Source organism: Azospirillum sp. B2RO_4 (assembly GCF_051124815.1).
Classification (GTDB): domain Bacteria; phylum Pseudomonadota; class Alphaproteobacteria; order Azospirillales; family Azospirillaceae; genus Azospirillum.
The window spans coordinates 315,934-335,000 of record NZ_CP118485.1; the positions used below are offsets into that span (position 1 = coordinate 315,934).

The window sequence follows — 19,067 nt, forward strand, 5'->3', positions numbered from 1 at the left end:
CAAGAAGCAAGGGGAGGAACCGCGCGATGGGAGACGCCGCCCGCAAGCTGCCCGATTATCCATGGCTGGCCTCCTACCCGCCGACGGTGGATTGGGCGATGCCGATTCCGGCCCGGCCGCTGACCGACCTGCTGGAGGGTGCCGTCGCCCGCCATGGCGACAAGCCCTGCCTGAACTTCCTGGGCAAGCGCACCAGCTATCGCGAGCTGGGCCGGCTGGTCGACCGCGCCGCCCGCGGCTTTCAGGCCATCGGGGTGGGGAAGGGAACGCGGGTCGGGCTGTTCCTGCCCAACACGCCTTATTACGTCATCGCCTTCTTCGCCATCCTGAAGGCCGGCGGCACGGTGGTGAACTTCAACCCGCTCTATGCCGAACGCGAGTTGATCCACCAGATCGGCGACAGCGACATCGACCTGATGGTCACGCTGGACCTGAAGCTGCTCTACGGCAAGATGGCGCGGATGCTGGCCGAGACCGGGCTGAAGCGGCTGGTCATCTGCCGCATGGCCGACATCCTGCCCTTCCCGAAGAACTGGCTGTTCCCCATCGCCAAGCGGGCGGAAATCGCGGCGATCCCGCGCGACGACCGCCACATCCCCTTCGCCCAACTGATTGCCAACGACGGGCGGCCGACCCCGGTCGCCATCGACGCGCAGGAGGATGTCGCCGTCCTGCAGTACACCGGCGGCACCACCGGCGTGCCCAAGGGCGCGATGCTGACCCACGCCAACCTCTACGCCAACACCATCCAGTGCGCGACATGGTACGCGGCGAAGGAACGCAAACCCGGTGAGGGCGGCGAAGACGGGCAGGAGCGCATGCTGGGCGTGCTGCCCCTGTTCCATGTCTTCGCCATGACCGCGGTGATGAATTTCGGCCTGCATCTGGGGGCGGAGATCGTCCTGCTGCCGCGCTTCGAACTGGAACAGGTGATGCGCACCCTGCAGGCGGAGCGGATCACCCTGTTCCCCGCCGTGCCGACCATCTACACCGCGATCAACCATCATAAACATCTGGAGAAGTTCGATCTTTCGTCGATCCGCTTCTGCATGTCGGGCGGGGCGCCGCTGCCGCTGGAGGTGAAGGAGGCGTTCGAGCGCACGACCGGCTGCACGCTGGTGGAGGGTTACGGCCTGTCGGAATGCTCCCCCGTCGCCACCGTCAATCCGGCGGTGCTGCATTCGGACAAGAAGGGCTCCATCGGCCTGCCGCTGCCCGGCACCATCGTCGAGATCGTCAGCCTGGAGGACCCGCGCCGCGTCCTGCCGCCGGGCGAGAAGGGCGAGGTCTGCATCCGCGGGCCGCAGGTGATGAAGGGCTATTGGCGCCGCCCGGCCGAGACGGCTGAGACGCTGGTCGACGGCCGGCTGCACACCGGCGACGTCGGGGTGATGGACGAGGACGGCTACACCACCATCGTCGACCGCATCAAGGACATGATCCTGTGCAGCGGCTTCAACGTCTATCCCCGCAATGTGGAGGAGGCGATCTACCTGCACCCGGCGGTCGCCGAATGCGTTGTCGCCGGCTTGCCCGATGAGTATCGCGGCCAGACGGTGAAAGCCTATGTCCGGCTGGACGACGGCAAGAGCCTGACCGCGGAGGAGCTGATCGCCTTCCTGAAGGACAAGCTGTCGCCCATCGAGATGCCGAAAGTCGTGGAATTCCGCCGGGAGCTGCCCAAGACCATGATCGGAAAACTGTCCCGCAAGGCCCTGCTGGACGAGGAACAGGGCAAACGGAGCGCCGCAGCCGCGAAGGGTGGCGCCGCATGACCGCCGATGACCGGAAGGATGGCCGCAAGGCGGTGCGCGTCCGCATCCAGGGCAAGGTGCAGGGGGTGTGGTATCGCGGCTGGACCGTCGATCAGGCGGGGGCGCTCGGCCTCACCGGCTGGGTGCGCAACCGCAGCGACGGCACGGTGGAGGCCCTGTTCGCCGGCCCTGTCGAGGCCGTCGACCGCATGTTGGACGCCTGCCGCCGCGGCCCGCCGTCGGCCATCGTCCGCGACGTGGTGTCCGAACCGGAGCAGGACCCCGGCATGGCCGGCTTCGAGCAGCGGCCGACGGTGTGAGACCCGCATTAGCGTTCCGCTAACCATGACGGCGGCATGCTGGCTGCCATAGTGGTTTTGGAGACGGTAGCCGGGATGACCGCCAGGAAACCGGATGTGGCCGATATGAAGGCCATGCTCACCGGCGTCTTCGCCAAGGCGGCGGAGGCGAAAGGCAGGGCTGTCCGCGCGACCGTGGCTGCGCCGCCACCGAAGGCTCCCGCCGCGCCGGGACATGGCGACCCCGCCGTCCGCCTCAGCCTGGGGCCGGAGGCGGCGGAGGATGCGCCGGCACGGCCCTCCGACCCTGCGTCGGCCGACCTTGCCGACCGGCTGGGACCGGCGATCCAGGCGCTGGCGCGCGATCTGGGCCGGCTGCTGGCCGCCTTCGGCATGGACGGCAGCGAAGCCGCCGTGGCCGAAGTCGCGCTCGCCGCCCGCTTCGGCGCCGCGGAGCGCCGTGCCGCCGTCATGGCGCTGGATGGACCGGCCGGCGCGTTGCAGCCTCTGGCGCCGGATGCTCGGCAGGATGTGGCGGTCGAGTTGCGGGGGATCGGCCTTTCCCTGGCCGAGAGGCATGTGGATGTGAGGCTGGACGACGCTGCCCTTGTGCTGGCGCGGGTGCCGGCCGAGGAGAAGGGCGAGGGGCTGGCCGCCATGATCGGCGTCCTCCGCTCCGCTATCCGTCCCGGCAAGGGGCTGACGGTCGAGACCGACCGGGTCGCCATCGACGATCTCGGCCGGGTCATGGAGATGCTGTCCGGAGCGATGGCCGGGCCGCCGCAGGGGCTGGAAGGCACGGTGACGCTGTCGCCGCTGGGTGCGCCGGCCGAAGGCGAGGCGATGAACCTGTCGCTGGCTCTGTCCGGACGGCTGGGCGAGGTGGCGATCGCGTCGCCATCAAAACACATGCCGGCAACGGAGAAGCCGGTCGGCGAGGTCAAGGAGCGTGGGTTCGATGTCCGGATATGATGCGCCGATCAAGGCGGCCCTCTGGCTGTGCGGGCTGACGCTGCTGGGGGCGGTCCCGGCGCTGGCCGGGGCGCTGGAGCGGACGGAGCCCGGCCACATGGCGCCGCCGCAGCCGGGGGCCAGCCTGCCCATCGCCCCGCCGATCGTGCAATACGCGCTGCCGTCGCAATGGATGACGATCCGCTCCAAGGAGGACTGGCGCAAGGCCGGCAAGTTCGAGAAGGAACTGAGCAAGGAGTGCGCCGCCCTGCGCTTCAACGAGATCGAGCCGATGCGCTTCCGCGCCTTTTACAAGGGCGAGGTGCTGGGCGTCGCCTTCGGCCATGGGCTGAACCTGCACGACCCCGGCAGGAAGGCCGACCGCAAGAAAATCTACCTGTTCCGCAACGGCGATTCGACCGGCTGCACCGTCCAGTCGATGGACAACCAGGACCCGCGCGTGAACCCCGCCGGCAGTCAGGCCGCCACCCCGGCCGCCGGCGGGTTCAAGAAGTATTAGGCGTCCCCGTCGCCGTCCCCCTCGCCCCGCATCGGGCCGCCGAACACCTCCGGCCATGCCGCGATCAGGGCGGAATCGACGTCCTCCATCGTCACCAGCTGGCCAAGCGCGACGATGGAGGTGACACCATGCTCGGCGATGCCGCAGGGGACGATGCCGCCGAAATGGGACAGGTCCGGCTCCACGTTCAGGGCGATGCCGTGGAAGCTGACCCAGCGGCGCACCCGCACGCCGATGGCGGCGATCTTGTCCTCCTGGCCCTTCAGCCCGCCATAGGGCTGCTTGTCGACCCAGATGCCGACGCGGCCCTCGCGCCGCTCGCCCTTGATGTTGAAGGCGGCGAGGGTGCGGATGATCCATTCCTCCAGATCGCGGACGAAGCCGCGGATGTCGGCACCGCGCGTCTTCAGGTCCAGCATGACGTAGGCCACGCGCTGTCCCGGCCCATGATAGGTGTACTGGCCGCCGCGCCCGCTGCGGTAGACGGGGAAGCGGTCGGCCTCCAGCAGATCCTCGTCGCGCGCGCTGGTGCCGGCGGTGTAGAGCGGCGGATGCTCCAGCAGCCAGACCAGCTCCGGCGCGGTGCCGGCGCGGATCGCCTCGACGCGCGCCTCCATCTCGGCGATGGCGTCGGGGTAGGGCACCGGCTCGTCGGAGATGCGCCACTCGATCTGCTGGGGGGCCGGCTGAGGGGCGGGCGTGTCGGGCTGACTGGCGGTGAGGCTGGTCGGGGAGGTCATTCGATCTGGTCTCTAACGATGTCGGCGGGCGGTGTGGCAGGCGGTGTCGGCGGAGCCGCCGGAGGACCGTACCGCATTTTTCTTCGCAGACGATGATTGTAACGCTTGATCGGCCATCGGGAAGCTGATATCTACCCGCTCCACCCGATGAGGCGCGCGAGCGAGCGTCGGGGACTACCAGCCTGATGCGGTCGTGGCGGAATTGGTAGACGCGCAGCGTTGAGGTCGCTGTGGGGCAACCCGTGGAAGTTCGAGTCTTCTCGACCGCACCACTCTCCCATGCAGATGGGACCATCCCGGGGATACGGGAACACCGAAAGGCCCGCTGGTCGCAAGACCGAGCGGGCTTTTTCGTGTCAATGTTCATTGCCCAAAACGTCATGTAGCGTGGAGGGGATTAGCAGTAAGAAGCGCTGCTGGCATCCCCCACATGATTTAAAAGGACGTAGGTCGCGCTAGAAGTGACCGCTGTTTCAATAGTATCCGTAGGGCTTGCCCGACGCATCGCGAGTTCATAAAAGGTACGCTGAATGCGCCTGACTTCTGCGACGCACTCCAAGGCGCTGGAGTGGAGTTTGCACTTTTAGTCAGAGTGCAATCATATCTGTTTATCCCACTATTCGACCTGATAGGACACAACGCTACCGATTCTGAAGCTGGACGTCGATATGTAGGTGATGCGTTTGAAGAACGAGAGCGTGGAAATTTGCATGCACCTATGCTACTCCTATGACATCCCGATCGTTGTTCGTCCCCGAAAGAGGAAAAATCTATGACAAAGAAAGTAATTATTGAGCACCTAACGACTAACCATCTCATTGGGATGTTTTCTGGAAAAGTAGTTCCATCTCAAGAACACCTAGCGACAAGTCATCTTCAGCATGCGCTGCAAAAGCCATCTAGCAGCCAGCAAGGGCAGGCCGCATCGCAGCAGTTGCAAAGTAAGAGCCAAAAGAAGTCTGATAATGGAAAATAGCAGCCTTTTGAGTGACGCTGCATCTTTTGCAACGATATTTGGCCTTCCGGCCGGCATAATTGCTGTAATTATCGCAATAATAACGCTAAATAGGACGAACAACCTAGGGTCTGCTAGTGCGGTTCTGGCATTTTACCAGTCTGCGTCTCAAGGCTGGGATAAGGTGATTCAGCAGCATCAAGCAGAAAAGGATGTGAAGTTTAGTGTCGGTGAACTTCTAAATACTCTGGAATTAGGAGCCTGCCTGTACCATGACCGGGTCTTTAAGGGAGAGGTGCGTGATCTTCTCAGTAAGTATATAAAAGAATGCATGAATACTATTGATGGCGTGCCTGAAATTAGGAAGATTAAGTCTGAATTAATGACCGGGGACGCCGAGACATTCAAGTTCTTGGTGAAAATGAGGTTTGGTTCCAATTAGGCTTGCTCATTGCAAAGCAGTCGCAACTAGAAGAAGGTTCCTAAGTAGTTGGACCCATACTGGGGATATGGGAACAACGAAAGGCCCGCTGGTCGCAAGACCGAGCGGGCTTTTTCGTATTTGGGCCTTACCCCGCCAGCGCGTGCAGCAGCTTGGCCGCTCCCCCGCAGGCGCGGCGGACATCCTCGAACAGCACCATCATCTCGTAGATCACCAGGAAGGCGGCGCTGTAGAACCAGGGCCGCCAGCGGTCCTCGATCCAGGCGACCAGCCGGTGGATGCTGCCCATCGGCAGCAGCCGGGCGACGGTGAAGGCGCTGAGCATGCCGATCAGGGCGCCGCCGGTGACGTCGCCCGGATAATGCAGGCCCAGATAGACCCGCGGCAGCGCGATCACCAGCGCCGCCCACAGGCAGGCCAGCAGCCCCCACAGGCGCGAGGCGCGGAGATTGGTCGCGGCCAACGCGAAGCCCAGGGCGGCATTGTCGCTGGGGAAGGAACTCCAGTTCTTCAGGGCGTCGCGGCTCTGGCCGATCGGCGGGACGAAGGGCAGGCCGGCGTCGTGCAGGGGGCGCGGCCGGGCCGGCATCACCGCTTGGATCAGGATGGACGCCGCCACCGCCAGCACCACCGCGGCGATGGCGTCCACCACCAGCCGGCGCCCGGCCTCCGTCTCCTCCCGCCGGAACCACAGCCACCACAGGGCGGCGCTGAACAGTCCCAGCTTGATCAGATAGATGTTGGCGATCCCGCGCACCGCCATGTCCAACGCCGCGCTGTGCCCCGCGAACTGGTTCAGCCACAGCAGCAGCGACTGGTCGAGACGGTTCAGGAACTCCACGCACGCTCCAAAGGTAGGGGGAAGGGAGCGGCCAGTGTTGCGTTTTTATGACAGGGTGGGTCAACGGCGCATCGGGAAGCACCTTACGGGACCGGGGGGAGCGGTTCGGGGTGCCACCCTCCCCGATTTCGGGGCGGGATCATTTGAACTCGATGTAACGGTCCAGCGTGGCCCGGCGAAGGGCGCGGACGATGTGCGGGGCGGCGCCGCTGGCGACGATGTGGCCGCCGGCCTCGCGGCAGCGGTTCGCCAGGATGAACATCATGCCGATGGCGGCGGAATCGATGAAGGTGACGAAGCGCAGGTCGATCGGGACCACCGGGCTGGCGGCGAAATCCCAGTCGCGCAGCATGTCGTGGAAGCGGGTGCCGTCTTCGTAGGTGCAGCGGCCGGACAGCAGGATGCCGTCGCGACCGCCGACGGTGGTGAAGGCATACTCCATCGGCGCGTCCGGTCCCTTTCCCCATCAGGCGCCGCCGCGGACGCGGCGCGAGATGCATGGGAGCATGAAGGGTCGCGGCGGTGCAAGGATATGGTGGCAAATGCGGCGGACACAGCCGCTTGACGCCCATCCGGGCTGGACAAACCGGGACGGCGCCTCTATGTCGGGGGCGCTTCCGCCGTCACCGGTCCCGTCCCCTGGCAGGCGGTTCCCGGCACCGGCCGGAAGGCTTCCACAACCCGCAAACCCCGAACGCCGGCCCCAAGCGCCATTGGCCACCGTCCGATGTCGCTGAGCCGACACGCCGTTTCCGTGCCGTCGGCCACCCGGCTCAGGCATGTGGGGGGATTGCATCGTCGAAGGGAGGGTGCCGGCATGCACACCGATCCCCACACGCCGGATCTGCGCCCCGACGGCGCCGCCCACGCCCGTTCTCATCCGGGTCAGGAGGCGGAGGACGAACGGCCCTACGGCGTCGAGCCGGAGTTCGTGGAAGAGATCGTCGGCCTGCTGCGCGCCCGCGAACGCGAGGCCGTGCTGGCGCGGCTCGACGGGCTGCATGCCGCCGACATCGCCGACCTGATCGAACAGGCGGAGCCGGCCGAGCGCGCCGACCTGATCGACCTGCTTCCCGCCGAACTGGACGGCGAGGTGCTGTCCTACCTGAACCCCGATCTCCGCGAAGCGCTGATCGAACGGTTCGAGCCGCAGGAACTGGCCGCCGCCGTCGCCGACCTCGACACCGACGACGCGGTGGAGCTGATCGAGGATCTGGACGCCGAGACCCGCGCGCAGATCCTGGCGAACCTGCCCGACGCCGAACGGGCGCTGGTGCAGGAGAACCTGACCTACGACGAGGACAGTGCCGGCCGCATGATGCAGCGCGAGCTGGTCGCGGTGCCGGAGTTCTGGACGGTCGGCAAGACCATCGACTTCGTGCGCGCGGCGACCGACACGCTGCCGGAGGATTTCTACGACATCTTCATCGTCGACCCGATGCACCGGGTGGTGGGTGCGGTGCCGCTGTCGCGCCTGCTGCGCCAGCGCCGGGCCGTGCGTATCGCCGATCTGGTGACCGGCGAGGTCGACGCCATCCCCGCCACCATGGAGCGGGCGGAGGTGGCGAACCTGTTCCGGCAATACGCCCTGGTCTCCGCACCCGTCATCGACCCCGCCGGCCGGCTGATCGGCGTCATCACCGTCGACGACGTCGTCCGCATCATCGACGAGGAGGCCGAGGACGACCTGCGCAAGCTGAGCGGGTCGGGCGACACCGGCGTGTTCAGCGGCATCGCCGACATCGCCCGCAGCCGCGTCGGCTGGCTGACCATCAACCTCGCCACCGCCTTCCTGGCGTCGGGCGTCATCTCGCTGTTCGAGGCCACCATCGAGCAGATCGTGGCGCTGGCGGTGCTGATGCCGATCGTCGCCTCGATGGGCGGCAATGCCGGCACCCAGACGCTGACCGTCGTCGTCCGCGCGCTGGCGACGCACGAGCTGTCGTCGGCCAACGCGCTGCGCGTGGTAGGGAAGGAGCTGCTGGTCGGCCTCATCAACGGCGGCATCTTCGCCGTGATGGTCGGTGCCATCGCGCTGGTCTGGTTCGGCCCGCTGATCGGCGTCGTCATCGCGCTCGCCATGATCATCAATCTGGTGGTGGCGGGGCTGAGCGGTGCCCTGATCCCGCTGGGGCTGGAAAAGCTGGGGGTCGATCCGGCGGTGTCGAGCGCGGTGTTCCTGACGACGGTGACGGACGTCGTCGGGTTCCTCGCCTTCCTGGGGCTGGCGTCGGTGTTCTTGTTGTAGGAGATGCGGCGGGTGGGGGCACCCGCCGCGCGCCGCCTCACCCCGCCCGGTCGAGCTGCTTCAGGAAGCCGATGTAGTGGTTGATGTCCTCCATGCGGCGGGCATGGTCGTTCATGTCGGACAGGCGGCCTTCGATGGCCTTCTGCGCCCCCTCGACCTCGTCGATCACCGCGTGGATGTCGGTCTGCAACTCGTGAGAGGCGGAGGCGGCCTCGTCCATGCGGGCGCTGGTGTCGTCGAGCTGGCTGCCGACGGAGCGGACGGAGGTCACCACCTGGTCGATGGCGCGGCGGGTGTCGCCCAGCGTCTGCTTGGTGTCGTTGGCCAGCTTGCGCACCTCCGCCGCCACCACGGCGAAGCCCTTGCCGGCCTCGCCGGCGCGGGCCGCCTCGATGGTGGCGTTCAGCGCCAGCAGGTTGGTCTGGCTGGCGATGCCGTCGATCACCGACAGCACCTTCTCGATGCTCTTCACCACGGTGTTCAGCTGGGTGAACTCGCGCACCAGCGCGTCCTTGCGCTCGGCATGGCCGTCGAACAGGGTGGCGTGGCGGTTCAGCGTCGCCTCGATCGCCGACATCGAGCCGCCGATGCGCGCGGCATAGCTGGCGGTCTCCTGCACGCCGCCGGTCAGCGTCACCAGCGCGTCGAGATAGCTGTGCATCCGCTCGATCACCGCGTTACGGATGCGGCTGAGCAGTTCCAGCCGGTTGTAGCGGGTGGCGATGAAATAGCTCTGGAACCGGGCGTAATGCACCGGGAAACGGTCGACCATGTCGTCGGAGAACCCAGTGCCCGGCGGCACTTCGAAGAACATCAGCGCCGACAGGGTCTGGTTGATGTTGATGCCCAGCAGCTCGCCGAAGGTGGAGAAGCCGGCGGCGGCGAGACCGTCGAAGGCATGGACCCGCGACAGCTGGTCCGGGTTGTTCAGCCGGCGCAGGATGCAGTCGTTCAGGATGGCGCCCACCGGTCGCGGCTTGCCGCGCAGATAAGCCGCGAGGTCGTCCTCCGTCTGGCGGACGAAGTCGGTCGCCTCCACCAGACACAGCGAATCGCCGGGATTGACGTCGCAGTAGAAGCCGACCTCGTCCTTCTCGAAATCGAAGCCGGAGATGGAGCGGACGAACAGCTCCCCCTCCATCTCGATGGCGAAGGTGTTGTTGGCCAGTTTGCCCGGCAGCTCCTGCGGCTTGCAGCGCAGGGAACTGGCGAGCGCGTCGATGAAGCTGACCACCTCGAAGCTGTCGCGGTCGATCACGCTGCGCACGATGCGGCGCATCGGGTCGGCATCGACCACGGCGAAACGGGTCTGGGTCGGGCGGAAATTCTGCGACTTGAAGATGCCGTAGCGGATGCCGGGCGCCATCTTCAGGAAGATGGTCACCGCCGAATTCTCCAGCACGCGCTGGCCGTCGAACAGATGGGTGTTGCGGAAGTCGAGCTTGCCGCCGGCCGAGCCGCCGATGAACAGGCAGGGGAAATGGCCGGAGCGGTAGACCGCCTCCATGAACCAGCTTTCGCTGGCCGACAGGCCGTCGATGAAGGTCAGCGCCACCGTGTCGTGGCTGTCGATGGCGAAGGGGACGCGGATGCGGTCGAGTTCGCCGCGGATCGCCTCCACCCTTGCGGCCACGTCGCGGGTCGGGCGGCCGGCGCGCAAATCGTCGCAATGCAGCGGCACCGTGTGGACGCTGACCCCGGCGAACAGGCGCGGGCTGAAGGATTGCAGCACCACGCTGTCCCAGCGGTCGCCGGCCTTGCGGTAGAGCGGCTGGCCTTCGGCCGCGCACAGTTCGCCCGAGGTGGAGACCAGCACCAGTTGCGTCGACGGCGGCAGGGCGGAGCGCAGCGCGCGGGAGGTGGCGGCGAAATCGACATGCGGCGACACGAAGCCGACGACCAGCGCCGGCGCACCGGCGGCGAATTTCAATCCCTCCAGCGCCGCGGCGCCGATCTGGGCGGCCGGCAGGCACAGGCTGCGGATCGGCGCTTCCGCCGGATCGGCGACCGGTGCCGCCGGCTCGGGCTTGCCAGCGGGAATGCCGACCGGAGTGCCGGAGGTGGGGGCGGTCGGGGCGTCCGAGCGGAAGAATGACAGCATGCTGGCGAATCCTCGGTCATCGATGGTGTTCGTTCCGCACACCGGCCGCGCCCGTTTGTTGCCGCGAGTGCCCCGGTATGGCTTATTTTGCGGATAGTTTAGCTGCCGATTGGTAGCGTTTCTTATCCGGGGAACTCCCTATCGGGCTGTGGCATGTCGCCGCATCGGTGGGAGGAGGCGTGGTTGGGCGGCGGAATTGGTGAGTGTCGATTCCGCTTGTGGGGCCAGCGAAACATTGGCATAAGGCAAGCCATAGGCCTGGGGTGCCGTGCGGTGGTCGCGCGGCTGAGAACACACCCATCGAACCTGTCTGGGTAATTCCAGCGAAGGGAGCCGCCGCATGATCCATGCGCCAGAACCATATTCTCTTTCCGAGTGCGTCTTCGGAACCCGCCCGTCCGTCGCCGTCATCGGCGCCGGCTGCATCGGCCTTGCCATCGCCTGGAGGCTGGCATCGGCCGGCTGCCGCGTCGATCTGTTCGAGCGGGGAGAAGCCGGGCGCGGCGCCACCCATGCCGCCGGCGGCATGCTGGCCGCCTGCGTCGAAACCGAACCGGGCGAGGAAGGGCTGCTGCCGCTGACCCGCGCCTCGCAGGCGCTGTGGCCGGACTTCGCCCGCGACCTGGAAACCGCGAGCGGCATGGCCGTCGACCTGCGCAGCGAAGGCACGATGGTCATCGCGCTCAATGCCGACGATGCCGCCAAGGTCCGGTTCCTGCACGGCTTCCAGCGCGACCTCGGCCTGCCGGTGGAGTGGCTGAGCGGGGCCGAGGTGCGGCGGCGCGAACCCTTCCTGCAGCCGGGTGTCGCCGGTGCGCTGTTCTGTGCCGGCGACCATCAGGTCGACAACCGCAAGGTCGCAGCCGCCCTGCGCCGCGCCGCCGAGGCCGCCGGCGCCCTCTTGCACGAGCACTGCGGCGAGGTGGCGCTGGCGATGGAGGGCGGTCGCGCCGCTGGGGTGCGGGTTGCCGAAACCCTGCACCGGGCCGACCGGGTGGTGCTGGCCGCCGGGGCGTGGTCGGCCGGGGTGCCGGGACTGCCGCCCGCCGCCAAGCCGCCGGTGCGGCCGGTGAAGGGGCAGATGGTCTGCCTGCGGATGGACGTGCGGTTGCCGCTGCTGCGTCATGTGGTGTGGACACCGGGCACCTACCTGATCCCGCGGCTGGACGGCCGGCTGCTGATCGGCGCGACGACGGAGGAGCGCGGCTTCGACGACCGCCTGACCGCCGGCGGGCAGTTCGCCCTGCTGGAAGGAGCGTGGCGGGCGCTGCCCGGCATCGCCGAACTGCCGATCGAGGAGGCCTGGGTCGGCTTCCGCCCCGGCAGCCGCGACGACGCGCCGATCCTGGGCGAGAGCAGCATTCCCGGCCTGATCCACGCCACCGGCCACCACCGCAACGGCATCCTGCTGACCCCGGTGACCGCCGACGGCATCGCCCGGCTGGTGCTGACCGGCGAGACCGACCCGCTGCTGCGCCCCTTCGCCGCCGACCGCTTCGTTGCGGCGGGAGCCGCCGCATGAGCGCTGTCATCCGCATCAACGGCCGTGACGAGCCACTATCCGCCGCCTCCCTGGCCGAGTTTCTGGCCGGCCGCGGGATCGCCGAGGGTGCGCGTGGCGTTGCCGTCGCCCTGAACGGCGCCGTCGTTCCCCGCCGCCGCTGGCCCGAAACTCCGCTCCAGCCCGGCGACAGCCTGGAAATCGTCCGCCCGATCCAAGGCGGCTGACCCCTACATTTCCCTCTCCCGTCCCGGGAGAGGGAAGGGGCCCAAGCGAAGCTTGGGAAGGGTGAGGGGTGGCGCAAGGAACCATGCGGTTCGAAATTCTTGGATCACCCCTCACCCTCCCCACGCCTGCGGCGCGGGTCCCCTCCCTCTCCCGGGGCGGGAGAGGGCATTCCAAAAGGCACCTCCCATGTCCCAATCCGACACCCTCACCATTGCCGGGCGCAGCCTCGGTTCCCGTCTCTTCCTCGGCACCGCCGGCTATCCCAACCAGCAGGTGATGCTCGACGCGCTGGCGGCCAGCGGCAGCGAGCTGGTCACGCTGGCGATCCGGCGCATCAGCCTGGACGGCTATTCGGAAAGCCTCGTCGACGTGCTGGCCCGCGCCACCGCCGGGCGGCCGACCGGCCCGGTCGGGCTGCTGCCCAACACCGCCGGCTGCATGACCGCCAAGGAAGCCGTGCTGACCGCCCAACTGTCGCGCGAGGCGCTCGATACGCCCTGGATCAAGCTGGAGGTCATCGGCGACCGCGAGCTGCTCTATCCCGATGTCGAGGAACTGCTGCGCGCGACCGAGGAACTGGTCAATGACGGCTTCGTCGTGCTGCCCTACTGCAACGACGACCCCGTGACCTGCCGCAAGCTGGCCGACCTGGGCGCGGCGGCGGTGATGCCGCTGGGCGCCTTCATCGGTTCCGGCATGGGCATCCGCAACCCGCACGCCATCGAGACGATCTGCGCCCGCAGCCCCGTGCCGGTGGTGCTGGACGCCGGCATCGGCACCGCGTCCGACGCCGCGCTGGCGCTGGAGCTGGGCTGCGCCGCCGTGCTGCTGAACACCGCGGTGTCGAAGGCGCGCGATCCGGTGCGGATGGCGGCGGCGATGCGCGACGCGGTCAGCGCCGGCCGTGCCGCCCATCTGGCCGGCCGCATGCCGATGCGCGCCCATGCCGAACCGTCCAGCCCGCAGATGGGCCTGATCGGCAGCTGAGATCGGCGGCTGACCCATAGGGAAACGGGCTTGATCCGGCGGGGCGGCTGACGCAGGCTGTCCCGCAACGTCCCCTTGCCGGAGTGCTTCGCCTTGGCCGACAGCTTCGTTCCCCGCGACCCCGACTGGAAGGCGCGCTGCCTCGCCTCCTTCGAACAGCAGCCGATCTGCCGGACTCTCGGCATCGAACTGACGGCGGTGGAGCCGGGATTCTGCGAGATGCGGCTGCCGTTCCGCGCCGAACTGACGCAGCAGCACGGCTTCTTCCATGCCGGCATGGTCAGCACGCTGGCCGACAATGCCGGCGGTTATGCCGCCTACAGCCTGATGCCGGCGGGGGCGGAGGTGCTGGCGGTGGAGTTCAAGATCAATCTGATGGCGCCGGCCAAGGGCGACGTGATGATCGCCCGCGCCCGCGTCGTCAAGCCCGGCCGCACCCTGACCATCACCCAGGTCGAGGTGTCGATGCTGGACGGCGGTGCGGAAAAGGACTGCGCCCTGATGCAGCAGACCGCCATCTGCCTGTTGCCGAAGTGACGGTTCAACCGGTTCGAAAGGTCTCTTCCATGCTGTCTGCACGTTTGTGGTCCGTGCCCGCCGCCCTCCTGCTGGCCGGCGGCCTCTCCGCGCTGCTCGCTGTCCCGGCGGAAGCGAAGGACCCGCCGTCCTGCGCCGCCATCTCCTTCCGCGCGCTGCCCAGCGGCGCGCCGGACGGCGAACAGGATGCCGGCCTCTACAAGTCGCGCTTCGGCAAGATCGAGGTGAAGGCCGATGTCAAGGGCGGGCAGGCCACCAACTATTACATGGTGCTGAACGGCAAGAAGGTGGACGGCCCGGCCACCCCGCCGAAGATGTCGGACGCCTGCCTGAAGTCCAAGCACGTCAAGCTGCCCTTCGCCAAGCAGCCGCAGGGCACCTGCACCGGCAGCCGCTTCCGCGTCGTCGTCGACCGCTCCAGCGGCAAGCCGGTCGCGGCCTTCTTCGGCCTGCAGGGCGACGATTGGGCCTATTGCAGCGCGACGACGCTGTAGAAGACGTGTCGCGGCGGGTGCCCCCTCCCGCCGTGACACCTGGCTATTCACTCCCCTCAGATCGCCAAAGCCTTCACCCGCTCGCGCAGGGTCTGCCGCGCCGCTTCCGCCTCGTTGCGGGCGGTGGTCAGGTCGCGCGCCAGCCCGTCCAGGCGGTTCTCCGCCTCCGACATCTTGGCCAGCGTCCGCTTGTGCAGGTCGCTGCCGGCCGGCAGGGCCTTCAGGTTCTCGCGCAGGCGGTCCTGGTCGGCGATCCGCTCCGCCCGCTCGCGCTCCAGCTCGGCGATGCGGCGCTCCTTCTCGGCGACGGCGGCACGCAGGCCGGCCAGCGTGGTCAGCGCCTGACGAACCTCCGCCGGCAGTTCGGGGGCGGAGGCGCGGGCGGCGATCTGGTCGGCGGTCAGGTCGGTCAGGACGATCCGCTCCTGCCGCGGCCGTTCCAGCGTGGCGGTCAGCGTCACCGTCTTGCCGGCCGGCACCGCCAGCGGCAGGCGGTAGGCGGTGGCGGTCGCCTCCGGCTTGCCGTTCGCCGGTTCGGCCAGCTCCCAGCCGGGACGGCGCGGATGCTCGATCACGACATCACGGTCGGCGTCCGGGGCGCCGGCAACATTATAGGTCGTGCTCTGACGGTCGACCACCGACAGGGTCAGCACGCCGTCGGCGATGGTGGCGCGGGACAGCCGGCGGCTCGGCTTCTCCTCGCGGTCGACGGTGACCGCCTGATCGACGGCGAAGGACAGCAGCCGGCTCTCGCCCGCCGGCAGGGTCGCCATCCTGGCGTCGCCGACATAAGCGCTGTTCGCCGAATCGCGGTCATAGAAGGTCAGCAGCCCCGGCGGCAGGGCGGTGTCGCCGTCGTTGCGCAGCCGCAGGGACGCCAGCGGGTGGCGGGCGTCGGCGGCCGGCTGGTAGAGCGCCACCCGCTCCACCGGCAGGCTGGCCGCGGCGATCGGCATCATCAGCGTCCCGCCGTTCGGCACGCTGACCGGCTGCGGGTAGTGGAACAGCACCTGGGCGCCCTCCGCCGCGCCGGCCTCGGCACCGCGCACCGCGGCCATCGCCGGCGTTCCCGCCGCGCTGCCGTAGGGGGCGACCTTCGCCAGCGGCTCGCCCATCGGCACCGGGGCCGGCGCGGCCATGGCGGCTGCGGGCGGCGCTCCGGCACGCGAGGCTTCCGACTGCGACCGCATCGCCGGCCGGGCGTCGTTCAGCGTCACCGCGCCCTCGTCGGCGCTGGGCAGCACCCGGCCGAGCACCTCCACCGGCACCTCCGGCCGCTCGACGAAATAGGGGGTATAGAGCGCCTGCCGAAGCGTGACCGGGTTGCCCGACACCACCGTCAGGTCGACGTTGCTCCAATCCTCGCCGCTCAGATTCTCCAGCACCGCCCAGCCCTGCAGCGCGCCGCTGCCCTTGCCCGCCTGTCCGTTCTGCCCCTGTCCGTTTTGACCTTGCCCGGTGCCGAGGCTGAGCCGGTAGGTCGCCTTCCACAGCGGCATCTCCGCGACATAGCCGACCCGGACCCGCCGCTCGCCGGCCGCCGCCTGCCCGTCCTGCGGCGCCCGGCTGTGGACGGAAAGCCGCCGCCGCTCGCGCCGGGCGTTGTCCGCCACCGCCGACAGCGCGCGGTCGATCTGCGCCTGCACCGCCGGATCGGTGAAGCGCAGCGCGTCGGCATCCTCCAGCACCAGCTGGCGCAGGCCCTCGGCCGTCATCAGCGTCACGCGGTGGCGCGTGGTGGTGGCGCCGTCGTTCCCCGGCAGCCGGACCGTTTCCTCCGTCACCGACATCAGCCGGCCGGTCAGCTGGCGGGATCCGCCGGTCGTCACCTCCGCCCCGCGCATCGCGTTCAGCAATGCGGCGGGGGAGGTGAGGTCGCCGGCCGAGAAGGGCAGCTCGCGGAAGGCGGTGTCCAGCGGTTCGGCGCCCGGCAGGGCGATGGTGCCGACTCCGCCCTTGTCGTCATAGACGACGATGCTCTTCAGCACGTCGTCGACCTGATCGCGCCGCACCTCCAGCGACAGGTCGGCATCGCCGCTCACCGTCGCCTCATATTCGAAATAGCCGACGCCGCCGGTCGACAGTAGGACCCGCGTCAGCGCCAGCTGCCCGCCGGCCGGTCCGCCTGTCGCGGCAAGCGCCGCCGGGGCCGCCATCAGCAGGGCAGTGGAGGCGAGAAGGATGGCGCGGGTCATGATGGGTCTCTCCGTGTTGTGACTCCCGACTGCCGACATAGGCGCGAAATCGGGCGGGAATAGGGAGAGCGCAACAGGAGGCTGTCCGAAAGTCCGGACAGGTCAGGGGGCCGCGGCCAGCCAGCGTTCCATCATCGTGCGCCACAGCGGCGCGCCATTATGGGCCGCGACCTGTGCGGCACCCGGCACGCACCCGGAATGATGGGCGCAACGCTCCGTCGCCGGACGGCGGTGGCCGTCGGCGGGCGGGCGCCTCGCCGCCCTGTTGTGGGGCGCGGTGCGGTGGGGCGGCATCGGTGCCGCCTGGGCGTTGCAGCCGGACATGAAGATGGTTTCGCCGACGGTCCTCAGCCCAGTCGCCCGACCGAGCGCGCCGAGTCGAGGTGGCGCCTCGCCTCGCCCAGCAGCAGCCGGTGCTGCGCCAGCGTTTCGCGGATCGAGCCATGCTGCCCATAGACCCGCACCTCGTTCAGCAGACGGTCGGCGCGGTCGAGCAGGGCCAGGCGCTCCAGGCAATGATCGATGTTCGACATGGCGGTGCTTCCCCATCACGGCTGCGGTCCGGTGCGGACAGGCGGGTCACCGTCCCCTGTTCGCCACCGTCCCCTGTTCAATGGTCTGGATTTAAACCGCAGCTTGTTTCTGGTTAATGTCCGCGCAACGGTATTTTTATGTCGCCGGTGCAGGACGCGGTTTCAACCAACTCATGCGGTGGGCGAATCGGCCGCGGCTGTTACGGGGTTGTAACGCATTGCGTGCCGCTCGCGCGTGAGATAAGAAGATTTGGGGAGGTAACAGGCATGCACATTCTCGCTGTCGACGACGACGAGCCGATTCGGGAGCTTTTGGCCTCATATCTGGCGGGAGAGGGCTACCGGGTCACGACGGCGCAGGACACCGCATCGGCCCGGCAGGCTTTGGACGGCGATCCTGTCGATCTCGTGGTCTGCGATCTGCGCCTGCCTGACGGCGACGGGCTGGGCCTCGTCCGCCAGATCCGCACCGAATCGCAGATTCCCGTCATCATCCTGTCTTCCAAGGACCAGGACGTCGACCGCATCGTCGGGCTGGAACTGGGGGCCGACGATTACCTGACCAAGCCCTTCAACCCGCGCGAACTGCTGGCCCGCATCAAGGCGGTCCTGCGCCGCGTCTCCAACGACGCCCGGCCGCCCCGCAATGCGGACGAACTGCGCGCCGTCGTGCAGTTCGCCAATTGGGAACTCGATCTCACCGCCCAGCGCCTGCGCGGGCAGGAGGGGCGCGAGGTGGAACTGACCAAGGCGGAGTTCGGCCTGCTGGCGGCCTTCGTCAAGCGGCCGCAGCGGGTGCTGACCCGCGACCAGCTGCTCGACCTCACCCGCGTCGACGGGGCGGAGGTGTTCGACCGGTCCATCGACGTGCTGATCCTGCGCCTGCGCCGCAAGATCGAGGCGAACCCGAAGGAACCCCGCATCATCAAGACCGAACGCGGCGCCGGCTACGTCTTCGACGCCAAGGTGCGCACGGTCTGACGGGGGACAGGGTCGTTCGGGGATCGCGCCTTTCCCGGACGCCCCCCGATGCACTGCTGGACGCTGTCCCGTACCCGCGTTAGCCTTTCCGGAAAACCTGTCGGAGAGGAAACGCGCGTGCCGGACCCGATCGATTTCTATTTCGACTTCGCCTCGCCCTACGGCTATTTCGCCAGCCTGCGCATCGACGAGCTGGCGGCGAAGCATGGCCGCACCGTCACTTGGCGCCCGGTCCTGCTCGGCGCCATCTTCAAGGTGACGGGCATGAAGCCCAACCTGCAGCAGCCCCTGCGCGGCGAATATCTGACCCATGACGTCGGCCGCATCGCCCGGCTGACCGGTGCCCCCTTCACCTTCCCCGATTCGGCCCCGGCCAACGGCGTCGCCGCCTCGCGCGCCTTCTATTGGCTGGCCGACGAGCATCCGGAACAGGCGAAGCTGCTGGCCCATGCGCTCTTCCACGCCCATTTCGGCGAGGGGCGGGACATCGGCCCGGCCGACACGGTGGCGGAGATCGCGGCGCAGACCCTGGGCAGCCTTGGCATCGACCGTGCCGCGGTGGCCGCCGCCATTCAGGATCCGGCGGTCAAGGACCGACTGCGCACCGAAACCGACGATGCGGTGGAGCGCGGCGTCTTCGGCTCTCCCTTCGTCTTCGTCGACGGAGAACCCTTCTGGGGCTGGGACCGCCTCGACATGGTCGACCGCTGGCTCGCTACCGGCGGCTGGTAGGGCAGGGGGCGGATTCCTCAGGCAGAGC

Annotated in this window: 19 protein-coding genes, 1 tRNA gene and 1 pseudogene; 14 read left to right on the plus strand and 7 right to left on the minus strand. The window is 68.2% G+C overall.

Features of this window, described 5'->3' with window-relative positions; genetic code table 11:
- The first annotated feature begins 26 nt into the window (after window positions 1-26).
- The 4 genes from PWS46_RS01385 to PWS46_RS01400 all read left to right on the plus strand — a co-directional run bounded on the left by PWS46_RS01385 (window position 27) and on the right by PWS46_RS01400 (window position 3,524).
- On the plus strand, window positions 27-1,775 hold the full coding sequence (locus PWS46_RS01385) for a long-chain-fatty-acid--CoA ligase (protein ID WP_434617078.1): 1,749 nt from the start codon (window positions 27-29) through the stop codon (window positions 1,773-1,775).
- Window positions 1,772-2,074 (plus strand): acylphosphatase, encoded by a 303-nt coding sequence (locus PWS46_RS01390; RefSeq protein ID WP_434617081.1) that lies wholly within the window; start codon window positions 1,772-1,774, stop codon window positions 2,072-2,074. Before PWS46_RS01385 ends, PWS46_RS01390 begins: the two co-directional genes overlap by 4 nt.
- A gap of 105 nt (window positions 2,075-2,179) precedes the next feature.
- Window positions 2,180-3,025: a hypothetical protein gene (locus tag PWS46_RS01395; RefSeq protein ID WP_434617084.1), complete on the plus strand. Its 846-nt coding sequence runs from the start codon at window positions 2,180-2,182 to the stop codon at window positions 3,023-3,025.
- Entirely contained in the window at window positions 3,012-3,524 is a 513-nt protein-coding gene (locus PWS46_RS01400) for a hypothetical protein (protein ID WP_434617087.1), read from the plus strand. Before PWS46_RS01395 ends, PWS46_RS01400 begins: the two co-directional genes overlap by 14 nt.
- On the opposite strand, the gene lipB is transcribed toward PWS46_RS01400, so the two are convergent.
- A complete protein-coding gene (lipB, locus tag PWS46_RS01405) occupies window positions 3,521-4,264 on the minus strand; it encodes a lipoyl(octanoyl) transferase LipB (RefSeq protein WP_434617090.1) in 744 nt (247 codons plus the stop codon). The genes PWS46_RS01400 and lipB overlap by 4 nt on opposite strands.
- A gap of 187 nt (window positions 4,265-4,451) precedes the next feature.
- Here lipB and PWS46_RS01410 point away from each other — a divergent pair.
- Both PWS46_RS01410 and PWS46_RS01415 read left to right on the plus strand, forming a co-directional pair.
- Window positions 4,452-4,536 (plus strand) — tRNA-Leu (locus PWS46_RS01410).
- Window positions 4,537-5,229: 693 nt separating this feature from the next.
- Complete coding sequence (locus tag PWS46_RS01415) at window positions 5,230-5,661, plus strand: hypothetical protein (protein WP_434617093.1); 432 nt, start codon at window positions 5,230-5,232, stop codon at window positions 5,659-5,661.
- A gap of 127 nt (window positions 5,662-5,788) precedes the next feature.
- Here PWS46_RS01415 and PWS46_RS01420 read toward each other — a convergent pair whose 3' ends face one another.
- Window positions 5,789-6,502, minus strand: a complete 714-nt coding sequence (locus tag PWS46_RS01420; RefSeq protein WP_434617096.1) for a phosphatase PAP2 family protein — start codon at window positions 6,500-6,502, stop codon at window positions 5,789-5,791.
- Window positions 6,503-6,641: 139 nt separating this feature from the next.
- Window positions 6,642-6,944, minus strand: coding sequence for an STAS domain-containing protein (locus PWS46_RS01425; RefSeq protein WP_434617099.1), 303 nt, complete (start codon window positions 6,942-6,944; stop codon window positions 6,642-6,644).
- Window positions 6,945-7,319: 375 nt separating this feature from the next.
- Here PWS46_RS01425 and mgtE point away from each other — a divergent pair, with 375 nt between their 5' ends.
- A complete protein-coding gene (mgtE, locus tag PWS46_RS01430) occupies window positions 7,320-8,750 on the plus strand; it encodes a magnesium transporter (RefSeq protein WP_434617102.1) in 1,431 nt (476 codons plus the stop codon).
- Window positions 8,751-8,883: 133 nt separating this feature from the next.
- On the opposite strand, the pseudogene PWS46_RS01435 reads toward mgtE, so the two are convergent.
- A pseudogene (locus tag PWS46_RS01435) lies at window positions 8,884-10,851 on the minus strand (methyl-accepting chemotaxis protein); the annotation flags it as partial.
- Between the two features lie 340 nt (window positions 10,852-11,191).
- Here PWS46_RS01435 and thiO point away from each other — a divergent pair.
- The 5 genes from thiO to PWS46_RS01460 all read left to right on the plus strand — a co-directional run bounded on the left by thiO (window position 11,192) and on the right by PWS46_RS01460 (window position 14,598).
- A complete protein-coding gene (thiO, locus tag PWS46_RS01440) occupies window positions 11,192-12,373 on the plus strand; it encodes a glycine oxidase ThiO (protein ID WP_434617105.1) in 1,182 nt (393 codons plus the stop codon).
- The gene (gene thiS, locus PWS46_RS01445; protein WP_434617108.1) at window positions 12,370-12,579 is read left to right on the plus strand and encodes a sulfur carrier protein ThiS; all 210 of its coding nucleotides are present in this window, start codon (window positions 12,370-12,372) and stop codon (window positions 12,577-12,579) included. The genes thiO and thiS overlap by 4 nt, the downstream gene beginning before the upstream one ends.
- Before the next feature lie 187 nt (window positions 12,580-12,766).
- Window positions 12,767-13,567: a thiazole synthase gene (locus PWS46_RS01450; protein ID WP_434617111.1), complete on the plus strand. Its 801-nt coding sequence runs from the start codon at window positions 12,767-12,769 to the stop codon at window positions 13,565-13,567.
- A 93-nt stretch (window positions 13,568-13,660) separates the two neighbouring features.
- Window positions 13,661-14,104: a PaaI family thioesterase gene (locus PWS46_RS01455; RefSeq protein ID WP_434617114.1), complete on the plus strand. Its 444-nt coding sequence runs from the start codon at window positions 13,661-13,663 to the stop codon at window positions 14,102-14,104.
- Window positions 14,105-14,157: 53 nt separating this feature from the next.
- The gene (locus PWS46_RS01460) at window positions 14,158-14,598 is read left to right on the plus strand and encodes a hypothetical protein (RefSeq protein ID WP_434617116.1); all 441 of its coding nucleotides are present in this window, start codon (window positions 14,158-14,160) and stop codon (window positions 14,596-14,598) included.
- A 56-nt stretch (window positions 14,599-14,654) separates the two neighbouring features.
- Here PWS46_RS01460 and PWS46_RS01465 read toward each other — a convergent pair whose 3' ends face one another.
- From PWS46_RS01465 to PWS46_RS01475, 3 genes are all read right to left on the minus strand, one after another.
- Window positions 14,655-16,793, minus strand: coding sequence for a hypothetical protein (locus PWS46_RS01465; protein ID WP_434617119.1), 2,139 nt, complete (start codon window positions 16,791-16,793; stop codon window positions 14,655-14,657).
- 102 nt (window positions 16,794-16,895) lie between these two features.
- Window positions 16,896-17,117, minus strand: coding sequence for a hypothetical protein (locus PWS46_RS01470; RefSeq protein ID WP_434617122.1), 222 nt, complete (start codon window positions 17,115-17,117; stop codon window positions 16,896-16,898).
- Between the two features lie 23 nt (window positions 17,118-17,140).
- Window positions 17,141-17,326 (minus strand): hypothetical protein, encoded by a 186-nt coding sequence (locus tag PWS46_RS01475; RefSeq protein WP_109151646.1) that lies wholly within the window; start codon window positions 17,324-17,326, stop codon window positions 17,141-17,143.
- A 267-nt stretch (window positions 17,327-17,593) separates the two neighbouring features.
- On the opposite strand from PWS46_RS01475, the gene PWS46_RS01480 reads away from it, so the two are divergent.
- Together PWS46_RS01480 and PWS46_RS01485 are read left to right on the plus strand one after the other, a co-directional pair.
- Window positions 17,594-18,307, plus strand: coding sequence for a response regulator (locus PWS46_RS01480; RefSeq protein ID WP_434617125.1), 714 nt, complete (start codon window positions 17,594-17,596; stop codon window positions 18,305-18,307).
- A gap of 117 nt (window positions 18,308-18,424) precedes the next feature.
- Window positions 18,425-19,039 carry a 2-hydroxychromene-2-carboxylate isomerase gene (locus PWS46_RS01485; protein ID WP_434617128.1) on the plus strand — a complete coding sequence of 205 codons (615 nt, stop codon included), beginning with the start codon at window positions 18,425-18,427 and terminating at the stop codon, window positions 19,037-19,039.
- The last annotated feature ends 28 nt before the right edge of the window (window positions 19,040-19,067 follow it).